General features: G+C 55.6%; 17 protein-coding genes. 14 read left to right on the top strand and 3 right to left on the bottom strand.

The genetic code is table 11. The features are described 5' to 3' along the window. The 6 genes from dnaA (at position 1) to N7922_RS00030 (ending at position 8,475) form a co-directional block, all read left to right on the top strand. Entirely contained in the window at positions 1–1,398 is a 1,398-nt protein-coding gene (gene dnaA, locus N7922_RS00005; protein WP_263098682.1) for a chromosomal replication initiator protein DnaA, read from the top strand. A gap of 4 nt (positions 1,399–1,402) precedes the next feature. Next, a complete protein-coding gene (gene dnaN, locus N7922_RS00010) occupies positions 1,403–2,503 on the top strand; it encodes a DNA polymerase III subunit beta (RefSeq protein WP_061492400.1) in 1,101 nt (366 codons plus the stop codon). 147 nt (positions 2,504–2,650) lie between these two features. Then, positions 2,651–3,724 carry a DNA replication/repair protein RecF gene (gene recF / locus N7922_RS00015; protein WP_061492401.1) on the top strand — a complete coding sequence of 358 codons (1,074 nt, stop codon included), beginning with the start codon at positions 2,651–2,653 and terminating at the stop codon, positions 3,722–3,724. Between the two features lie 28 nt (positions 3,725–3,752). Beyond that, entirely contained in the window at positions 3,753–6,167 is a 2,415-nt protein-coding gene (gene gyrB / locus N7922_RS00020; RefSeq protein ID WP_263098683.1) for a DNA topoisomerase (ATP-hydrolyzing) subunit B, read from the top strand. 169 nt (positions 6,168–6,336) lie between these two features. After that, entirely contained in the window at positions 6,337–7,149 is an 813-nt protein-coding gene (gene yidA, locus N7922_RS00025; protein ID WP_263098684.1) for a sugar-phosphatase, read from the top strand. 99 nt (positions 7,150–7,248) lie between these two features. Next, positions 7,249–8,475, top strand: a complete 1,227-nt coding sequence (locus N7922_RS00030; protein ID WP_263098685.1) for a DUF3748 domain-containing protein — start codon at positions 7,249–7,251, stop codon at positions 8,473–8,475. A gap of 1 nt (position 8,476) precedes the next feature. Here the strand turns inward: N7922_RS00030 and N7922_RS00035 are convergent, their stop codons facing one another. After that, positions 8,477–8,806 carry a YceK/YidQ family lipoprotein gene (locus tag N7922_RS00035; protein ID WP_263098686.1) on the bottom strand — a complete coding sequence of 110 codons (330 nt, stop codon included), beginning with the start codon at positions 8,804–8,806 and terminating at the stop codon, positions 8,477–8,479. Between the two features lie 311 nt (positions 8,807–9,117). Between N7922_RS00035 and ibpA the strand changes: the two genes are divergently transcribed. The 3 genes from ibpA (at position 9,118) to N7922_RS00050 (ending at position 11,919) form a co-directional block, all read left to right on the top strand. Beyond that, on the top strand, positions 9,118–9,531 hold the full coding sequence (ibpA, locus tag N7922_RS00040; RefSeq protein WP_061492406.1) for a small heat shock chaperone IbpA: 414 nt from the start codon (positions 9,118–9,120) through the stop codon (positions 9,529–9,531). Between the two features lie 109 nt (positions 9,532–9,640). Then, positions 9,641–10,069, top strand: coding sequence for a small heat shock chaperone IbpB (gene ibpB / locus N7922_RS00045; protein ID WP_263098687.1), 429 nt, complete (start codon positions 9,641–9,643; stop codon positions 10,067–10,069). A gap of 188 nt (positions 10,070–10,257) precedes the next feature. Further along, a complete protein-coding gene (locus N7922_RS00050) occupies positions 10,258–11,919 on the top strand; it encodes a putative transporter (protein WP_263098688.1) in 1,662 nt (553 codons plus the stop codon). Here N7922_RS00050 and N7922_RS00055 read toward each other — a convergent pair. Further along, positions 11,887–12,633 (bottom strand): GntR family transcriptional regulator, encoded by a 747-nt coding sequence (locus N7922_RS00055; RefSeq protein WP_263098689.1) that lies wholly within the window; start codon positions 12,631–12,633, stop codon positions 11,887–11,889. The two genes, N7922_RS00050 and N7922_RS00055, sit on opposite strands and share 33 nt — an antisense overlap. 220 nt (positions 12,634–12,853) lie before the next feature. Here N7922_RS00055 and N7922_RS00060 point away from each other — a divergent pair, with 220 nt between their 5' ends. The 5 genes from N7922_RS00060 to N7922_RS00080 all read left to right on the top strand — a co-directional run bounded on the left by N7922_RS00060 (position 12,854) and on the right by N7922_RS00080 (position 17,717). Further along, positions 12,854–14,467 (top strand): alpha-glucoside-specific PTS transporter subunit IIBC, encoded by a 1,614-nt coding sequence (locus N7922_RS00060; protein ID WP_263098690.1) that lies wholly within the window; start codon positions 12,854–12,856, stop codon positions 14,465–14,467. Further along, a complete protein-coding gene (locus tag N7922_RS00065; RefSeq protein ID WP_263098691.1) occupies positions 14,467–15,789 on the top strand; it encodes a 6-phospho-alpha-glucosidase in 1,323 nt (440 codons plus the stop codon). Before N7922_RS00060 ends, N7922_RS00065 begins: the two co-directional genes overlap by 1 nt. A 106-nt stretch (positions 15,790–15,895) precedes the next feature. Next, positions 15,896–16,243 carry a YidH family protein gene (locus N7922_RS00070; RefSeq protein WP_263098692.1) on the top strand — a complete coding sequence of 116 codons (348 nt, stop codon included), beginning with the start codon at positions 15,896–15,898 and terminating at the stop codon, positions 16,241–16,243. After that, positions 16,233–16,583 carry a DUF202 domain-containing protein gene (locus N7922_RS00075; RefSeq protein WP_263098693.1) on the top strand — a complete coding sequence of 117 codons (351 nt, stop codon included), beginning with the start codon at positions 16,233–16,235 and terminating at the stop codon, positions 16,581–16,583. Before N7922_RS00070 ends, N7922_RS00075 begins: the two co-directional genes overlap by 11 nt. 9 nt (positions 16,584–16,592) lie before the next feature. After that, positions 16,593–17,717 carry an anaerobic sulfatase maturase gene (locus N7922_RS00080; protein ID WP_263098694.1) on the top strand — a complete coding sequence of 375 codons (1,125 nt, stop codon included), beginning with the start codon at positions 16,593–16,595 and terminating at the stop codon, positions 17,715–17,717. Between the two features lies 1 nt (position 17,718). Here the strand turns inward: N7922_RS00080 and N7922_RS00085 are convergent, their stop codons facing one another. Next, positions 17,719–19,035, bottom strand: coding sequence for a D-serine ammonia-lyase (locus tag N7922_RS00085; protein ID WP_263098696.1), 1,317 nt, complete (start codon positions 19,033–19,035; stop codon positions 17,719–17,721). Positions 19,036–19,130: the final 95 nt, after the last annotated feature.

A 19,130-nucleotide genomic window follows, 5' to 3' on the forward strand; every position in this document is an offset into this window, starting at 1 on the left:
GTGTCACTTTCGCTTTGGCAGCAGTGTCTTGCCCGATTGCAGGATGAGTTACCAGCCACAGAATTCAGTATGTGGATACGCCCTTTGCAGGCGGAATTGAGCGATAACACGCTGGCTTTGTATGCGCCAAACCGTTTTGTCCTCGATTGGGTTAGAGACAAGTATCTCAACAATATCAATGGACTGCTGAATGACTTCTGCGGTACGGACGCCCCACAACTGCATTTTGAAGTCGGCACCCGCCCGGTCAGCCAGACGCTGAGGGAACCGGCCAGCGTTGCCGCGCCAGCGCAAGCGGCGCAGGTGGTTGTACAGCGAACCGCGCCTGCTGCGCGCCCAGGCTGGGACAATGTGCCTGCACCGGCGGAACCGACTTACCGCTCCAACGTTAACGTCAAACATACCTTTGATAACTTTGTTGAAGGTAAATCAAACCAGCTCGCCCGTGCGGCAGCCCGCCAGGTTGCAGACAACCCCGGCGGTGCGTATAACCCGCTATTTTTATACGGCGGAACCGGCCTCGGTAAGACTCACCTGCTACATGCGGTGGGCAACGGCATTGTGGCGCGCAAGCCCAATGCGAAAGTGGTGTATATGCACTCCGAGCGTTTTGTCCAGGACATGGTAAAAGCCCTGCAAAACAATGCGATCGAAGAGTTTAAACGCTACTACCGTTCCGTAGATGCGCTGCTGATTGACGATATCCAATTCTTTGCTAATAAAGAACGATCCCAGGAAGAGTTTTTCCACACGTTTAACGCGCTGCTGGAAGGCAATCAGCAGATCATTCTCACGTCGGATCGTTATCCGAAAGAGATCAACGGCGTTGAGGATCGTTTGAAATCGCGCTTTGGCTGGGGCCTGACCGTTGCGATCGAACCGCCGGAGCTGGAAACCCGCGTGGCGATCCTGATGAAAAAAGCGGACGAGAACGACATTCGTCTGCCGGGCGAAGTGGCTTTCTTTATTGCGAAACGCCTGCGTTCTAACGTGCGTGAGCTGGAAGGGGCGCTGAACCGTGTTATTGCCAACGCCAACTTCACCGGGCGCGCGATCACCATCGATTTCGTGCGTGAAGCGCTGCGGGATCTGTTGGCGCTGCAGGAAAAACTGGTCACCATCGACAATATTCAAAAGACGGTGGCGGAGTATTACAAGATCAAGGTCGCGGATCTGCTGTCCAAGCGTCGATCCCGTTCGGTAGCCCGCCCGCGCCAGATGGCGATGGCGCTGGCAAAGGAGTTGACCAACCACAGTCTGCCGGAAATTGGCGACGCGTTTGGCGGCCGCGATCATACTACTGTGCTGCATGCCTGCCGTAAGATTGAGCAGTTGCGTGAAGAAAGCCATGATATCAAAGAAGATTTTTCCAATTTAATCCGAACACTATCTTCGTGACGCTATGAAATTTACCGTTGAACGTGAACATTTATTAAAGCCGCTGCAACAGGTAAGCGGCCCACTGGGCGGACGCCCTACGTTGCCGATCCTCGGAAATCTGTTGCTTCAGGTGACCGAAGGCGCGCTGTCGTTGACCGGGACCGATCTCGAAATGGAGATGGTGGCCCGCCTTGCGTTGATCCAGCCACATGAACAAGGTGCGACAACGGTTCCGGCGCGTAAGTTTTTCGACATCTGCCGCGGTTTGCCGGAAGGTGCGGAAATCGCCGTGCAGCTGGAAGGCGAGCGTATGCTGATCCGTTCCGGGCGCAGCCGTTTCTCCCTTTCCACGTTGCCCGCTGCTGACTTCCCGAACCTGGACGACTGGCAAAGCGAAGTGGAGTTCACGCTGCCGCAGGCGACAATGAAGCGCCTGATCGAAGCGACGCAGTTCTCCATGGCGCACCAGGACGTGCGTTACTACTTAAACGGCATGCTGTTCGAAACTGAAGGCGAAGAGCTGCGTACCGTTGCAACGGATGGTCACCGTCTGGCTGTCTGCTCCATGCCGATTGGCGAATCACTGCCAAACCATTCGGTGATCGTGCCGCGTAAAGGCGTGATTGAGCTGATGCGCATGCTCGACGGCGGCGACACCCCGCTGCGCGTGCAGATTGGCAGCAACAATATTCGCGCGCACGTTGGCGATTTTATCTTTACTTCAAAGCTGGTTGATGGCCGTTTCCCTGATTATCGCCGCGTATTGCCGAAGAATCCGGACAAAACGCTGGAAGCAGGCTGTGATTTGCTGAAGCAGGCCTTTGCCCGTGCCGCTATTCTCTCGAACGAGAAATTCCGCGGCGTGCGTCTGTACGTTAGCGAGAATCAGATCAAAATCACCGCCAACAACCCGGAACAGGAAGAAGCAGAAGAGTTTCTTGATGTCACCTATGCCGGCAGCGAGATGGAAATCGGCTTTAACGTCAGCTACGTGCTGGATGTGCTGAATGCGCTGAAGTGCGAAAATGTCCGTATTCTGCTGACTGACTCCGTTTCCAGCGTACAGATTGAAGATGCGGCGAGCCAAAGCGCGGCTTATGTTGTTATGCCAATGCGCTTGTAGAATCTGTAAAGGGGCTGGTCTATTTGCCATTTCGTCTTCCGGCAGTGCTCGAAATGCTCACGTACTTCGTGTACGCTCCGCTTTCTGTGCGCTGGCGGTAAACGAACTGGCTGCGACACTCACGCCCCTGGACTGATGCTCTGAACTATGTCACTGACCCGCCTTCTGATTAAAGACTTCCGTAATATCGAGAACGCAGATCTCGCGTTATCTCCTGGCTTTAATTTCCTGGTCGGCGCCAACGGCAGCGGTAAAACCAGCGTTCTCGAAGCTATCTATACGCTCGGACATGGTCGGGCGTTTCGCAGTTTGCAAATCGGCCGTGTGATCCGCCATGAACAGGAGGCGTTTGTTCTGCATGGTCGTTTGCAGGGGGAAGAGCGCGAAACCGCGATTGGTCTGACGAAAGATAAGCTCGGCGACAGCAAAGTGCGTATTGATGGCACCGACGGCCACAAAGTGGCGGAACTGGCGCTGTTAATGCCAATGCAACTGATTACGCCCGAGGGGTTTACCCTACTCAACGGCGGCCCCAAATACCGAAGAGCGTTCCTCGACTGGGGATGCTTTCACAACGAAGCCGGTTTTTTTACCGCCTGGAGCAATCTCAAACGCTTGCTGAAACAGCGCAATGCCGCATTGCGCCAGGTGACGCATTACGCGCAGTTACGCCCGTGGGACAAAGAACTGATCCCGCTGGCTGAGCAGATCAGCCGCTGGCGCGCCGAATACAGCGCAGCCATTGCCGAAGATATGGCCGATACCTGCCAACAATTTTTACCTGAATTTTCCCTGACGTTTGGTTTTCAGCGCGGGTGGGAAAAAGAGACCGATTACGGCGAAGTGCTGGAGCGCAATTTTGAGCGCGACCGCATGCTGACCTACACCGCTCACGGCCCGCATAAAGCGGATTTCCGCATTCGTGCGGACGGCGCGCCGGTGGAAGATACGCTGTCGCGCGGGCAGTTGAAACTCCTGATGTGCGCGCTGCGTCTGGCGCAGGGGGAATTTTTAACCCGCGAGAGCGGACGACGCTGTTTATACCTGATAGATGATTTTGCCTCAGAACTTGATGACGCGAAGCGTGGGCTGTTAGCCAGCCGCCTGAAAGCGACGCAGTCGCAGGTTTTTGTCAGCGCGATCAGCGCCGAACACGTGATGGACATGTCGGACAAAAATTCGAAGATGTTCACCGTGGAAAAGGGTAAAATAACGGATTAACCCAAGACTAAATGAGCGAGAAACGTTGATGTCGAATTCTTATGACTCCTCCAGTATCAAAGTCCTGAAAGGGCTGGATGCGGTGCGTAAGCGCCCGGGTATGTATATCGGCGATACAGATGACGGCACCGGTCTGCACCATATGGTATTCGAGGTGGTAGATAACGCTATCGACGAAGCGCTCGCAGGGTACTGTAAAGACATCGTTGTCACCATCCATAGCGATAACTCCGTCTCCGTACAGGATGATGGTCGCGGTATTCCGACCGGTATTCACCCGGAAGAGGGCGTGTCCGCAGCGGAAGTGATCATGACCGTACTGCATGCAGGCGGTAAATTTGATGATAACTCCTATAAAGTCTCTGGCGGTCTGCACGGCGTAGGCGTTTCCGTGGTAAATGCCCTGTCGCAGAAACTGGAGCTGGTTATCCAGCGCGATAACAAAGTCCACCGTCAGATTTATGAACACGGCGTGCCGCAGGCTCCGCTGGCCGTGACGGGCGATACCGAAAAAACCGGTACCATGGTGCGTTTCTGGCCGAGCTATGAGACCTTCACCAACGTTACCGAGTTCGAATATGAAATTCTGGCGAAACGTCTGCGCGAGCTGTCATTCCTGAACTCCGGCGTTTCTATTCGCCTGCGCGATAAGCGCGACGGCAAAGAAGATCACTTCCACTACGAAGGCGGCATCAAGGCGTTTGTTGAGTATCTCAACAAGAACAAAACGCCGATCCACCCGAATATCTTCTACTTCTCCACCGAAAAAGACGGTATCGGCGTGGAAGTCGCGCTGCAGTGGAACGATGGTTTCCAGGAAAATATCTACTGCTTTACCAACAACATTCCGCAGCGTGATGGCGGTACTCACCTGGCCGGTTTCCGCGCCGCGATGACCCGTACGCTGAATGCGTACATGGATAAAGAAGGCTACAGCAAAAAAGCCAAAGTCAGCGCGACCGGTGACGATGCCCGTGAAGGCCTGATTGCAGTGGTTTCGGTCAAAGTGCCGGATCCGAAATTCTCCTCGCAGACTAAAGATAAGCTGGTCTCCTCCGAGGTGAAAACGGCGGTAGAGCAGCAGATGAACGAACTGTTGAGCGAATATCTGCTGGAAAACCCGTCCGACGCAAAAATCGTTGTTGGTAAGATTATCGATGCGGCGCGTGCGCGCGAAGCGGCGCGTAAAGCCCGTGAAATGACCCGTCGTAAAGGTGCGCTGGATCTGGCGGGCCTGCCGGGCAAACTGGCGGATTGCCAGGAGCGTGACCCGGCGCTGTCCGAACTCTACCTGGTGGAAGGGGACTCCGCGGGCGGTTCTGCGAAGCAGGGCCGTAACCGTAAAAATCAGGCGATACTGCCGCTGAAAGGTAAAATCCTTAACGTTGAGAAAGCGCGCTTCGACAAGATGCTCTCTTCGCAGGAAGTGGCGACGCTTATCACCGCGCTGGGCTGCGGCATCGGTCGCGATGAGTACAACCCGGACAAACTGCGCTATCACAGCATCATTATCATGACCGATGCGGACGTCGATGGTTCGCACATCCGTACGCTGCTGCTGACCTTCTTCTACCGTCAGATGCCGGAAATCGTTGAGCGTGGCCATGTCTACATTGCTCAGCCGCCACTGTACAAAGTGAAGAAAGGCAAGCAGGAACAGTACATCAAAGATGACGATGCGATGGATCAGTATCAGATTTCCATCGCGCTGGATGGCGCAACGCTGCACACCACCGAAGGTGCTCCTGCATTGTCGGGTGAAGCGCTGGAAAAAATGGTCTCTGAATACAACGCCACGCAGAAGATGATTGGCCGCATGGAGCGTCGTTTCCCGCGTACGCTGTTGAAAGCGCTGATTTATCAACCGACGCTGACAGAAGCCGATCTTGCCGATGAACAGAAGGTCACGCGTTGGGTAAATGCGCTGGTCAGCGACCTGAACGAGAATGAGCAGCACGGCAGCCAGTGGAAGTTCGATGTGCGTAAGAACAGCGAGCTGAACCATTTCGAGCCGATCATTCGCGTGCGTACTCACGGCGTGGATACCGATTATCTGCTGGATAACGAATTCGTTACCGGTGGCGAATACCGCCGTATCTGCACCCTCGGCGAGAAGCTGCGCGGTTTGATGGAAGAAGACGCCTTTATCGAACGTGGCGAGCGCCGTCAGCCGGTTGCCAGCTTTGAGCAGGCGCTGGACTGGTTGGTGAAAGAGTCGCGTCGTGGTCTTGCTATTCAGCGTTATAAAGGCCTGGGTGAAATGAACCCGGAACAGCTGTGGGAAACCACCATGGATCCGGACAGCCGCCGCATGTTGCGCGTCACGGTAAAAGATGCGATTGCTGCCGATCAACTGTTCACGACCCTGATGGGCGATGCCGTCGAACCGCGTCGCGCCTTTATTGAAGAGAACGCACTGAAAGCCGCGAACATCGATATTTAATCGTCCTTCTGGCCGGCTAATAGTGCCAGATACGGCATAAGCCGCCATCCGGCATGAAAAAGGGGAATCCAGGTTCCCCTTTTTGGCCCCTTTTTCCTCCCGTCGCGCTGCTGTTTTTTGAGCGGAATCGCGTTAGCATGAGTCCGGAAATATCTCACCTGGGGACCTCATGGCTATCAAACTTATTGCAATCGATATGGACGGCACGCTGTTGCTGCCCGATCACACCATCTCTCCCGCTGTTAAAAATGCCATTGCCGCTGCACGCGAACGCGGCGTCAATGTCGTGCTCACCACAGGTCGACCGTATGCAGGCGTTCATAGTTATATGAAAGAGCTGCATATGGAGAGGGAAGGCGATTATTGCATCACCTATAACGGCGCGCTGGTGCAGAACGCCAGCGACGGCAGCACCGTCGCGCAAACGGCGCTGAGCTATGACGATTACCGCTATCTTGAAAAATTGTCACGCGAAGTGGGGTCGCACTTTCACGCGCTGGATCGCAACACCCTTTACACCGCCAACCGCGATATCAGCTACTACACGGTGCATGAATCCTACGTTGCTACCATTCCGCTGGTGTTCTGCGAAGCAGAAAAAATGGATCCGGCGACCCAGTTCCTCAAAGTGATGATGATTGACGACCCTGTTATCCTGGATCAGGCCATTGCCCGCATCCCGCAGGAAGTGAAAGAGAAATACACGGTGCTGAAAAGCGCGCCGTACTTCCTCGAAATCCTCGATAAACGCGTCAATAAAGGCACCGGTGTGAAATCCCTTGCGGAGGTGTTGAACATCAAACCGGACGAGATTATGGCGATTGGCGATCAGGAAAACGACATCGCTATGATTGAATACGCAGGGATTGGCGTGGCAATGGACAACGCAATCCCATCGGTGAAAGAGGTGGCGAACTTTATCACCAAATCCAACCTGGAAGACGGCGTGGCTTACGCGATTGAGAAGTTTGCGCTGAACTGAGTTCAGCCAACACGCGCGTGAATAACCATAAAGTGAGATGTAGGCTAACGCCGCGCATTGCTATACCCTGAAGCGATATTTTGGCTTCAGGGTAATTTCATGAAACAACTCACCTTTGCCCCCCGCAATCATCAACTGACCAATACCCAAACCTGGACACCGGACAGCCAGTGGCTGGTGTTTGACGTCCGTCCTTCCGGCGCGTCGTTTACCGGTAAAACCATCGAGCGGGTCAATGTGCATACCGGGGTGGTGGAGGTACTGTATACCGCCCCTGATGGCGCGCATGTGGGCGTGGTAACGGTAAGCCCGCAGGCGGAAAAGTATGTCTTCATCCATGGTCCGGAAAACCCGGATGCCGACTGGCAATACGACTTTCATCATCGCCGCGGTGTGGTGACGGAAACTGGCTCGACCCATAATCTTGATGCGATGGACATCACCGCGCCCTGGACCCCCGGCGCGCTGCGCGGTGGTACGCATGTGCATGTTTTCAGCCCGAATGGCGAATTCATCAGCTTCACCTATAACGACCATGTTATGCATGAGCGCTCCCCGGCGCTGGATTTACGCAACGTCGGTGTTGCTGCGCCATTTGGCCCGGTTAACCCACCCTGTACACATCCCCGTGAGTACGGCGGCAGCCACTGGAGCGTACTGGTAAGCTGCACCACACCTACGCCCATGCCGGGTAGCGACGAGATTAACCGGGCGTACGAAGAGGGCTGGGTGAGCGACCAGCGGCTGGCGTTTATTGGCGACACGCTGTCGCTGACCGGCGAAAAAGTGCCGGAGCTGTTTATTGTGACGCTCCCTCAGGATGAACAGGGTTGGAAAACGGCGGGCGACGCACCGCTACAAGGAACGCCGGATACCCTGCCCGCACCTCCGCAGGGGGTGGTACAACAGCGCCTGACCTTTACCCACCATAAACCCTTTCCCGGCCTGGTGAATGTGCCGCGTCACTGGGTGCGTAGTCATCCGCAAGCGACGCAGATTGCGTTTCTGATGCGCGACGACCAGGGCATTGTTCAACTCTGGTTAATCAGCCCAAATGGCGGCGAACCGCGCCAGCTAACGCAGACCACCAGCGGGATCCAGTCGGCGTTTAACTGGCATCCATCGGGTAATGCGCTGGGATTTGTACTGGAAAACCGTATTGCGCTGTGCGATGCGAAGCGCGGAGAGATAACCTTTTTGACTTCCGATCATGGAAATCCGCCGTCGGCGGATGCGGTGGTCTTTTCGCCGGATGGCAAACAGGTCGCCTGGATGCAAGACGCGGAGGGTTTCCGCCAGTTATGGATGACGGAAACCGGGCTGTAGTTTACCGGGCAGGCATCGGTGCGGGCGGGATAACGGAATTGGTGGCAAAGTTAGCCTGCTCGCTCTTTTCCACCCGTGACTTTATCGAGTTATCACGACGGAACAGATCCCATGGCAGCAGTAAGGTGTCCATCACCGCCGTGAAGGGCATATCCAGCACCACCAGCGATTTCATGCCAATACCGGTGTCATCATCCGACACCATGGCTGAGCTGGCGCGCGTGCCGGGGTAAACCCCCTCTTTGCCGCCGGTATGAGACATGACGCTGGAGCACCCCGACAGCACCATTCCGCTGAAGAACACAAAAACTACCAGTATATTTTTCATCATTAGCTAATCATCGTTATTGGCAGTGTGAACACCGTTCCGCGTTTATGGCTTTTCCGCAGAGCAAAAATCAGCGTTCGGGTTCCGCTCTGTGGCGGCATTCGCACTTTGACCATTTGTGCTGTAACCCCAGTCTAAGCGTTGCCACAGAAAGTGCAAAAAAAAGTCGATATTCGCCCCTTGAAATCATCACCGTCAGCCACATTTTAGGAATAGAGCCGGGGAACACGCCGTAAGGGTGTTTGGCTACTGTTGCATGGCCTGTCCATTGTGGAAGGCAAATAACAATCTCGCTGATTTCAGGAGCTTTATGTATGCGTAACTTCGATCTTTCTCCGCTTTACCGTTCTGCTATTGGTTTCGACCGTCTGTTTAATCTGCTGGAAAACAATCAAAGCCAAAGCAATGGTGGTTACCCTCCGTACAACGTGGAATTAGTGGACGAAAACCACTACCGCATCGCTATCGCCGTGGCAGGGTTTGCTGAAAGCGAACTGGAGATCACCGCGCAGGACAACCTGCTGGTGGTGAAAGGCTCCCATACCGCCGAGCAAAAAGAGCGCACCTATCTCTATCAGGGCATCGCCGAACGTAACTTTGAGCGTAAATTCCAGCTGGCCGAAAACATCCACGTCCAGGGCGCTAACCTGGTCAATGGCCTGCTGTACGTCGAACTGGAACGCGTGATCCCGGAAGAGAAAAAACCGCGTCGTATCGAAATTAACTGATTTATTCCGGGTCGCGCTGGCGGCCCATCCTGAACATGCTCGCCGACAGGGAGCATATGCGAGCCGCATGCTCGCAGGTATTCACTCGCTTCTTTGAAGGAGAAACACAATGCGTAATTACGACTTATCCCCCCTGCTGCGTCAGTGGATCGGCTTCGACAAACTGGCCAACGCGCTGCAAAGCACCACCGAGCAACAGACCTTTCCGCCCTATAACATTGAGAAGGGCGATGACAACCACTACCGCATTACCCTGGCGCTGGCGGGCTACCGTCAGGAAGAGCTGGATATCCAACTGGAAAGCGGTCGTCTGACTATCAAAGGGACGCCGGAAAAACCCGCCAACGAACCGAAATGGCTGCATCAGGGGCTGATTATCCAACCGTTCAGCCTGAGCTTTACGCTGGCCGATTTTATGGAAGTCTCCGGCGCTACGTTCAATAACGGCTTACTGCATATTGATCTGCTGCGTAATGTCCCGGAAACAGCCGCCCCGCAGCGTATCGCCATTAGCGAACGCCCGGCGTTAACCAGCTAACGTCAGTGATGAAAAAGCGCCGCCCGTCGGCGCTTTTTTATGTGCGCAGTTTGCGCCAATCTCCTCCTTCCCCACACTGACGCGACCGCGAGAAGCAACAAAAGCCGCGCGCTTTGTGCGCCATCACCCATACAAGCACGGTTGCCTCTGCCAGAATCGCAATAGTCATCATGTGGAAGGAAGCATTCATGAGTGATATCGCGTTAACAGTAAGCATACTGGCGCTGGTTGCGGTTGTCGGTTTGTGGATCGGTAATGTGAAGATACGCGGCGTTGGTTTTGGCATTGGCGGCGTGTTATTCGGTGGGATCATTGTCGGGCACTTTGTCGACCAGTTGGGTGTGCCCTTAAGCAGCCCGATGCTGCACTTCGTGCAGGAGTTTGGCCTGATCCTCTTTGTCTATACCATTGGCATCCAGGTGGGGCCGGGGTTTTTCGCCTCTTTGCGTGTTTCTGGTCTGCGGCTCAATTTGTTTGCCATTCTGGTTGTTATCCTCGGCGGTCTGGTGACCGCTATCCTGCATAAACTTTTTGCCATCCCGCTTCCTGTGGTGCTCGGTATTTTTTCCGGCGCGGTCACCAACACGCCGGCGCTCGGGGCCGGGCAGCAGATCCTGCGCGATTTGGGCGTACCAGGCGCTGCGGTTGATCAAATGGGGATGAGCTATGCGATGGCCTACCCGTTTGGCATTTGCGGTATTTTGCTGACCATGTGGCTGCTGCGGGTGCTGTTTCGCGTCAATGTTGATGACGAAGCGCGGAAGCATGACGCCACCCTGAGTCACGGCACGTCGCTTATCCGCACCATCAATATTCGCGTCGAAAACCCGAATCTCAACAATATGGCGATTCAGGATGTGCCCATTCTCAACAGCGACAAAATCATCTGCTCGCGGTTAAAACGGGCGGATTTGCTGATGGTACCCTCGCCCACGACGCTGATTCAGTCCGGGGACTTGCTGCACCTGGTCGGGCTGCCAGCAGACCTGCACAACGCACAACTGGTCATTGGCCAGGAGGTGGACACCTCGTTGTCGACACGCGGTACGGATTTACGCGTTGAGCGGGTGGTGGTGACCAACGAGAAAGTGCTGGGGAAAAAAATCCGCGATCTGCACTTCAAAGAGCGGTACGACGTGGTGATCTCCCGGCTTAATCGCGCGGGGGTGGAACTGGTCGCCAGTAGCGATGCGGGCCTGCAATTTGGTGACATTCTCAATCTGGTCGGCCGTCCGTCGGCTATTGAAGCGGTGGCCAATGAAGTCGGCAATGCGCAGCATAAACTGCAACAGGTACAAATGCTGCCGGTGTTTATCGGTATTGGGCTGGGGGTGTTACTGGGCTCCGTGCCGGTTTTTGTGCCGGGTTTTCCGGTCGCGCTGAAGTTAGGTCTGGCGGGCGGCCCGCTGATTATGGCGCTGATCCTCGGGCGTATTGGCAGCGTTGGCAAGCTGTACTGGTTTATGCCGCCAAGCGCCAACCTGGCGCTACGTGAGCTGGGGATTGTGCTGTTTCTGGCGGTGGTTGGGCTGAAATCCGGCGGTGATTTCATCGCCACGCTGACCCATGGCGATGGGCTGAACTGGATGTGCTACGGCATTTTTATCACCGCCATTCCGCTTATCACCGTCGGCGTGTTGGCGCGGGTGCTGGCGAAGATGAACTACCTGACCCTGTGCGGCATGTTAGCGGGGTCAATGACCGATCCCCCGGCGCTGGCCTTTGCTAACGGCCTGCATGCCACCAGCGGCGCGGCGGCGCTCTCTTATGCCACGGTGTATCCGCTGGTGATGTTTCTGCGCATTATCACGCCGCAGCTACTGGCGGTGATCTTCTGGGGATTGGGGTAAGGGCAGATCAGGGTGGATGCGCCGCAAGTGGTAATCCACCTGGTAATCGCGAGTATTGCGGAACATCACGGAATAGTTGAGAAACTCGCCGCTGTCGCTGTAGGAAAGAGAGGTAATGCGCAGCAGCGGCGTGTGTTCTTCAATATTGAGCACCGTTGCCAGCTGTTTATCCGCCAGCACCGGCGTCAGGCTTTCGTAATTACCGCTAATGCATATACCGCACTCCTGCTCGATATAGTCGAATTTTGACCCTTCGAGATGCGCCAGCGAGAGAGTGCGGAACAGCTTCACCGGCATATAGCTATCTTCCAGCATTAAGGGTTTGCCTTCGACATAGCGCACCCGGCGCGAAAAGTAGATCCGCTCATTAATTTGAATGCGTAACTGGCTGGCGATAGCGGGCGGCGCGGGCATCACTTCAAACAGCAGTACCTGGCTGTGAACCTCCTTTCCCTGCTGACGCAGCACTTCCACCAGTCCGGTCAGATTGGTGGTTTCATGGTGCACATCTTTGCGCGCCACATAGGTGCCGCTGCCGTGGCGGCGCACCACCAACCCCCAACCGACCAGCAAGTCGATCGCCTTGCGGATAGTCATCCGCGCCACGCCAAACTCCAGCGCCAGTATTTTCTCGCCGGGCAGCGGACTGCCAATGGGGTAATCCGACGAATTCAGCCGCAGGCGTAATCGTTCGGCAATGGATTTATAGATCACCTGTAGACCTCTTTAGGGGCATTAAGCCGGGAATGGGGTTTGAGCATGTCTATCTTTCTGCTGAAAAGTAGACCTGACAGGGCCAAATAAAACTATGAGGGCTATCACGGATCGCAGCGGCGCGCCCTGCTCGCGCTGAAGCAAATTCTTATGCTCATTTCAGGCCAACACACCATAACAAGGCCTCTACCCCTACAGGTTGTTCAATGAGGATTTAAAAATGCTCAGTCAAATACAACGTTTTGGCGGCGCCATGTTTACCCCGGTGTTGCTGTTTCCCTTCGCCGGTATGGTGGTTGGGATCGCTATCATGCTGCGCAACCCGCTGTTCGTCGGTGAAGCGCTTACCGCACCCGACAACCTCTTTGCACAGATCGTTCACATTATTGAAGAAGGCGGCTGGGCGGTGTTTCGTAACATGCCGCTGATTTTCGCCGTTGGTTTACCCATTGGCCTGGCGAAACAGGCTCAGGGGCGTGCCTGTCTGGCCGTGCTGATTAGCTTCCTGACCTGGAACTATTTTATTAATGCCATGGGGATGACCTGGGGTCATTTCTTTGGCGTCAACTTTGCCGCAGACCCTGTTGCCGGTAGCGGATTAACGCTGATTGCCGGTATTAAAACCCTTGATACCAGCATTATCGGCGCGATTGCCATTTCCGGCCTTGTGACGGCGATACATAACCGCTACTTCGATAAACCATTGCCGGTATTCCTCGGCATTTTTCAGGGCACATCGTTTGTGGTGATTATCGCATTCCTGGCGATGATCCCCTGCGCCTGGTTAACGCTGTTGGGCTGGCCGAAAGTGCAACTGGGCATTGAGTCGTTACAGGCGTTCTTACGTTCCGCCGGGGCGCTGGGCGTGTGGGTCTACACCTTCCTGGAGCGCATCCTGATCCCGACCGGGCTGCATCACTTTGTTTATGGGCCGTTTGTTTTTGGTCCGGCGGCAGTGGAAGGCGGCATTCAGGTGTACTGGGCGCAGCATTTACAGGAATTTAGCCAGAGCACCGAAGCGTTGAAAACCCTCTTCCCGCAAGGTGGTTTTGCCCTGCATGGTAACTCGAAAGTGTTCGGTTCCGTCGGTATTGCGCTGGCGTTGTGGTACACCGCATCGCCGGAAAACCGCGTTAAAGTTGCAGGCTTACTGATCCCCGCCACGCTCACGGCAGTGCTGGTGGGCATTACCGAACCGCTTGAGTTTACCTTCCTGTTTATCTCCCCACTCTTATTTGCCGTGCACGCCGTGCTGGCCGCCACGATGGCGACGGTGATGTACAGCTTTGGCGTGGTGGGCAATATGGGGGGCGGCCTGCTTGACCAGTTCTTGCCGCAGAACTGGATCCCTATGTTCCATAACCATGCGGCGATGGTGCTGACGCAGACTGGCATCGGTCTCTGTTTTACCGCGCTCTATTTCCTGGTTTTCCGCACGCTGATTGTCCGCCTCAACCTCAAAACGCCGGGGCGGGAAGAGAGTGAAGTGAAGCTCTATAGCAAAGCGGACTACAAAGCGGCGCGTGGTCACACCACGGCTCCGGTTGCCGCGCAAACGAGCCAGGCCGCCGGTTTCCTGAAAGCGCTTGGCGGCACGGCGAATATTGAAAGCGTTAACAACTGTGCGACCCGGTTACGCATCACGCTGAACGATATGGCGAAAACCGACAGCGACGATGTCTTCAAAGCGCTGGGCGCGCATGGCGTGGTGCGGCGCGGTAACGGCATTCAGGTGATTGTCGGGCTGCATGTTCCTCAAGTGCGTGAACAGCTTGAATTCCTTATGAAAACCCCTGTAACGAACGAACTTTCCACTCTGTCGGAGGCTGTATAATGAAAAAATTCTCTGTGGTAATCGCTGGCGGCGGTAGCACCTTTACACCGGGTATCGTCCTGATGTTGTTGGCTAACCGTGATCGCTTTCCGCTGCGCGCGCTTAAATTTTATGACAACGATGGCGCGCGCCAGGAGACCATCGCCGAGGCCTGTAAAATTATTCTCCGTGAGCAGGCGCCGGACATCGACTTTAGCTACACCACCGATCCGAAAACCGCCTTTAGCGATGTGGATTTTGTGATGGCGCATATTCGCGTGGGCAAATACCCGATGCGCGAAAAAGACGAGAAAATCCCGCTGCGCCACGGTGTGGTGGGCCAGGAAACCTGCGGCCCTGGCGGGATCGCTTACGGTATGCGTTCTATTGGCGGCGTACTGGAGCTGGTGGATTATATGCAGCAGTATTCGCCAAATGCCTGGATGCTCAATTACTCCAACCCGGCGGCGATTGTCGCGGAAGCGACCCGTCGTCTGCGCCCGCAGGCCAAAATCCTCAATATCTGCGATATGCCTATCGGCATCGAAGGACGGATGGCGCAGATTGTCGGCCTGCCCGATCGTAAAGCGATGCGGGTGCGTTACTACGGGCTTAATCACTTTGGCTGGTGGACATCGATTGAAGATCAGAACGGCAATGATTTAATGCCGAAATTACGCGAATATGTGGCGAAAAATGGCTATGTTCCGCCCGCAAAAGATGAGCATACCGAAGCGAGCTGGAACGACACCTTCGCCAAAGCAAAAGATGTGCAGGCGCTGGATCCGGATACCATGCCGAACACCTACCTGAAGTATTACCTCTTCCCGGATTACGTTGTCGCACACGCTAACCCTGAACGCACCCGTGCGAATGAAGTGATGGATCACCGTGAAAAACAGGTTTTTGGCGCGTGCCGTGCGATTATTGAAGCGGGGAAATCGTCTGCCGGTGAGCTGGAGATCGACGAGCATGCGTCTTACATTGTTGATCTGGCGACCGCCATTGCCTTTAACACCCAGGCGCGGATGCTGTTGATTGTGCCGAATAACGGCGCGATCCATAACTTCGACGCCGACGCGATGGTGGAAATCCCTTGCCTGGTGGGGAAAAACGGCCCGGAACCGTTGACGGTCGGTGATATTCCGCACTTCCAGAAAGGGTTGATGAGCCAGCAGGTGGCGGTGGAGAAACTGGTGGTGGACGCCTGGGAACAGCATTCCTACCAGAAGTTGTGGCAGGCCCTCACCCTGTCGAAAACCGTCCCCAGCGCCTCTGTCGCCAAAGCCATCCTTGATGATTTGGTGGACGCGAACAGAGATTTCTGGCCTGAACTGCATTAATCCCCGCGACCGGCATCGTCAGGATGCCGGTCCTTCACGTGAAACGTGTCGAAAAAAACGGTCGTATCCGCTACTTTGTTGACCAGAACCACAACAAGGAGCCCCCATGAAGATCTCCCGCGTCGGCGAAGCGCCAGATTATCGCTTCTCGCTGGCTAACGAGCGCACTTTTCTGGCATGGATCCGCACGGCACTGGGCTTTCTGGCGGCGGGCGTTGGCCTGGACCAGCTTGCCCCGCAGTTTGCCACACCGCTGATCCGCGAAGTGCTGGCGCTGTTGCTGTGCCTGTTTTCCGGTGCTTTGGCGCTGTACGGTTATCTGCGCTGGCTACGTAATGAGAAAGCGATGCGCCTGAAAGAGGATCTGCCTTACACCCGCGCATTACTGGTGATAAGTGCAGCCCTGCTGATGGTGGCGCTGGTGGTGATGGTGCTGGTGTTCTATGGCGGGTAGCCGTAAGGCCCGCCGCGAGGGCGACCCCGGTCTGCAACCGGAGCGCACGTCGCTGGCGTGGCTGCGCACGTTATTTGGCTATGGTGCGTTGATGGCGCTGGCAGTGCGACACAACTGGCAGCACTCCGGCATGCCGTTCTGGATCTCGCTGGCTGTGCTGGCGCTGGCGGCGGGTCTGCTGTGGCGCTATACGCGCAAACGTATCGTCATGGATGTTGAAAAAGATGATTTTGCCCAGGCGGGCGCAATACGTGACAAATTATTGATCTCCCTCGCGGTGTTCTCCCTCGCGTTACTGTTTGCTGTAACCCATATACGCCAGCTACTTCTATTTCTTTGAGGACATTGCATGCCAGGCTGTCACGTTATGGCCAAGCCCGCCAGTTCGCGCTGCAACCTTAACTGCCGCTACTGTTTTTATATAGAGAAACAGCAGCAAAGCGTTATGGACGACGCCACGCTGGAGGCGTTTATCCGCCAGCAGATTGCGGCCCAACCCGATAACGCCATTGTGCCGTTCGCCTGGCAAGGTGGGGAACCGACGCTCTGCGGGCTGGATTTTTTCCGCCGCGTCGCCGCGTTGCAAAAGCAGTACGCTAACGGCAAACGTATCGAAAACGCCTTTCAGACCAACGGTATCTTGCTGAACGACGACTGGTGTCGCTTTTTTCGCGAACATGGCTGGCTGGTGGGTATTTCCATTGATGGCCCGGCGGATTTGCACGATGCCTATCGCGTTAACCGCAGCGGCAAACCCTCGCATCATAATGTCATGCATGCTATCCAGCTGCTGGTGAAACACCGGGTCGGGTTCAATCTGCTGTGTGTCGTAAACGCACTGAATAGTCAGCAGCCGCAACGCCTGTATCACTATTTACGCAGCCTCGGCACGCCGTTTTTGCAATTTATCCCGCTGGTTGAACAGGATGCGCAGGGGCGATTAACCGTCGAATCGGTGAGCGGCGATGCGTGGGGAACCTTCCTGAATACGGTGTTTGATAGATGGGCGCTGGACGATATTGGCCGGGTGTACGTCCAGCTTTTTGATTCGACGCTGGGCGTGTGGAGCGGCTATCCGTCGCAAATGTGCACGTTTGGTGAAACCTGCGGCCATGCGTTCGCGCTGGAGGCCAATGGCGATATGTATGCTTGCGATCACTATGTCTACCCTGATTATCGCCTGGGCAATCTGCATCAGATCCCGATTAGCGAGATCAACACCAGCCGCGACGCCACGGCTTTCGGGCAGAGCAAAAAAACCACCCTCAGCGATGAGTGTCGCCACTGCGAAGTGCTGCGATTTTGCCAGGGCGATTGCCCGAAGCACCGCATCCAGCGGGGAAAGAGCGCGTTGTGCGAAGGCTATCGCCGCTTTTTCAGCCACACCGCGCCGCACATGCGCGTGATGCGTGACCTGCTTCGCCAGCGGCGTTCCCCGATGGAGTTGATGGCGATTCTGCGCAAGTCGGGCTGATTTAGCGCGACTTTGCCAGATACTGCGCCATCTCGTCGGCAGGCACCATGCCGCCGCCGGTCGCCCAGACAAGGTGCGTGGCCTGGGCGAGTTGGCTGTCGCTGAACCCGTGTAGTCGGTGGTAGGCCGTGTCGGTGCAGATTTGCTGTGGCCCGGCCATCCCGGCCAGCGCCGAGGGCTCCAGTTGAATGCCCTCTTCCTGCGCCAGCCAGCCGAGCAGGCTATAAAGCGTGCGATCATCGACGGTGTAAAAGCCATCAAGCAGGCGCTCCATCGCCCGACCGACAAAGCCGGAGGCGCGCCCTACCGCCAGCCCATCGGCAGCGGTCAGGTTATCTATCCCCAGATCCTGCACGGCAATGCCGTCATGCAAGCCGGTATAAACCCCTAACAACATGCACGGGGAGTGCGTGGATTCCGCGAAAATACAGTGCACATCATCGCCAAACGCCAGCTTCAGGCCGAATGCCACCCCACCAGGGCCGCCGCCCACACCGCAGGGCAGATAGACAAACAACGGGTGCGCGCGATCGACGACTTTACCGAGCCGGGCAAATTGATCTTTGAGGCGCTGCCCGGCGACGGCATAGCCTAAAAACAGCGTGCGCGAGTTTTCATCATCGATAAAAAAGCAGTTTGCATCGTTTGCTGCCGACAGCCGCCCTTGTTCAACAGCGACACCGTAATCCTCCGCGTATTCCACCACCTTCACGCCGTGACTGCGCAATTTGGCCTTTTTCCACGCCCGCGCATCGGCAGACATATGCACGGTAACGTTAAAACCCAGGCGTGCACTGATGATGCCAATCGACAAACCAAGGTTACCTGTGGAGCCGACAGCAATGCTGTACTGGCCGAAAAAGCGTGCAAACTCCGGCGACAGCAACTTGCGGTAATCATCCTGTTCGCTCAGTAACCCGGCGGCAATAGCGAGTTTTTCCGCATGCGTCAGAACTTCATAAATGCCACCCCGGGCTTTGATCGAGCCGGAAATCGGCAAATGGCTGTCTTTTTTCAGCCACAATTCACCGGTTATCGCCGGGCCAATGCGGCGCTGCATCGCGGGGATCGTCACCACGTCCGATTCAATAATGCCCTGACTTACGGCTGTTTCCGGAAAGGCCTGCGCCAGAAACGGTGCAAAACGGGCAAGACGTGCGTGTGCGTCGCTCACATCTTGCGCGCTCAGGCCAACATGCGGCAAAGCCTGCACAACAGAGGTAGTATTAGGGTTAAACCAGCGCGTTTCATGCAGGTCGATCAGTTGCTTAACCAGCGGGTACTGCTGGATGAGTTTCTCGATATCGGCGTTTTTCATCGGTTCACTTTTGTCGGGAGTGGATGCGTAAAGAAAACAGGAATACGCTGTGGGCGCAAGTATGGAGAGTCCGTGAGAATTTATTACGCTTTGGC

The sequence above is a fragment of the Kosakonia sp. ML.JS2a genome (assembly GCF_025642095.1).
GTDB lineage: Bacteria > Pseudomonadota > Gammaproteobacteria > Enterobacterales > Enterobacteriaceae.

What these genes read in the sequence shown, in the direction of transcription:
- N7922_RS00065 (WP_263098691.1), top strand. Translation starts at nt 14,467, where the DNA reads ATGAAAAAATTCTCTGTGGTAATCGCTGGCGGCGGTAGCACCTTTACA.
- N7922_RS00060 (WP_263098690.1), top strand. Translation starts at nt 12,854, where the DNA reads ATGCTCAGTCAAATACAACGTTTTGGCGGCGCCATGTTTACCCCGGTG.
- recF (WP_061492401.1), top strand. Translation starts at nt 2,651, where the DNA reads ATGTCACTGACCCGCCTTCTGATTAAAGACTTCCGTAATATCGAGAAC.
- dnaN (WP_061492400.1), top strand. Translation starts at nt 1,403, where the DNA reads ATGAAATTTACCGTTGAACGTGAACATTTATTAAAGCCGCTGCAACAG.
- yidA (WP_263098684.1), top strand. Translation starts at nt 6,337, where the DNA reads ATGGCTATCAAACTTATTGCAATCGATATGGACGGCACGCTGTTGCTG.
- ibpB (WP_263098687.1), top strand. Translation starts at nt 9,641, where the DNA reads ATGCGTAATTACGACTTATCCCCCCTGCTGCGTCAGTGGATCGGCTTC.
- N7922_RS00030 (WP_263098685.1), top strand. Translation starts at nt 7,249, where the DNA reads ATGAAACAACTCACCTTTGCCCCCCGCAATCATCAACTGACCAATACC.
- N7922_RS00085 (WP_263098696.1), bottom strand. Translation starts at nt 19,035, where the DNA reads ATGAAAAACGCCGATATCGAGAAACTCATCCAGCAGTACCCGCTGGTT.
- N7922_RS00050 (WP_263098688.1), top strand. Translation starts at nt 10,258, where the DNA reads ATGAGTGATATCGCGTTAACAGTAAGCATACTGGCGCTGGTTGCGGTT.
- gyrB (WP_263098683.1), top strand. Translation starts at nt 3,753, where the DNA reads ATGTCGAATTCTTATGACTCCTCCAGTATCAAAGTCCTGAAAGGGCTG.
- N7922_RS00080 (WP_263098694.1), top strand. Translation starts at nt 16,593, where the DNA reads ATGCCAGGCTGTCACGTTATGGCCAAGCCCGCCAGTTCGCGCTGCAAC.
- N7922_RS00075 (WP_263098693.1), top strand. Translation starts at nt 16,233, where the DNA reads ATGGCGGGTAGCCGTAAGGCCCGCCGCGAGGGCGACCCCGGTCTGCAA.
- ibpA (WP_061492406.1), top strand. Translation starts at nt 9,118, where the DNA reads ATGCGTAACTTCGATCTTTCTCCGCTTTACCGTTCTGCTATTGGTTTC.
- N7922_RS00035 (WP_263098686.1), bottom strand. Translation starts at nt 8,806, where the DNA reads ATGATGAAAAATATACTGGTAGTTTTTGTGTTCTTCAGCGGAATGGTG.
- N7922_RS00070 (WP_263098692.1), top strand. Translation starts at nt 15,896, where the DNA reads ATGAAGATCTCCCGCGTCGGCGAAGCGCCAGATTATCGCTTCTCGCTG.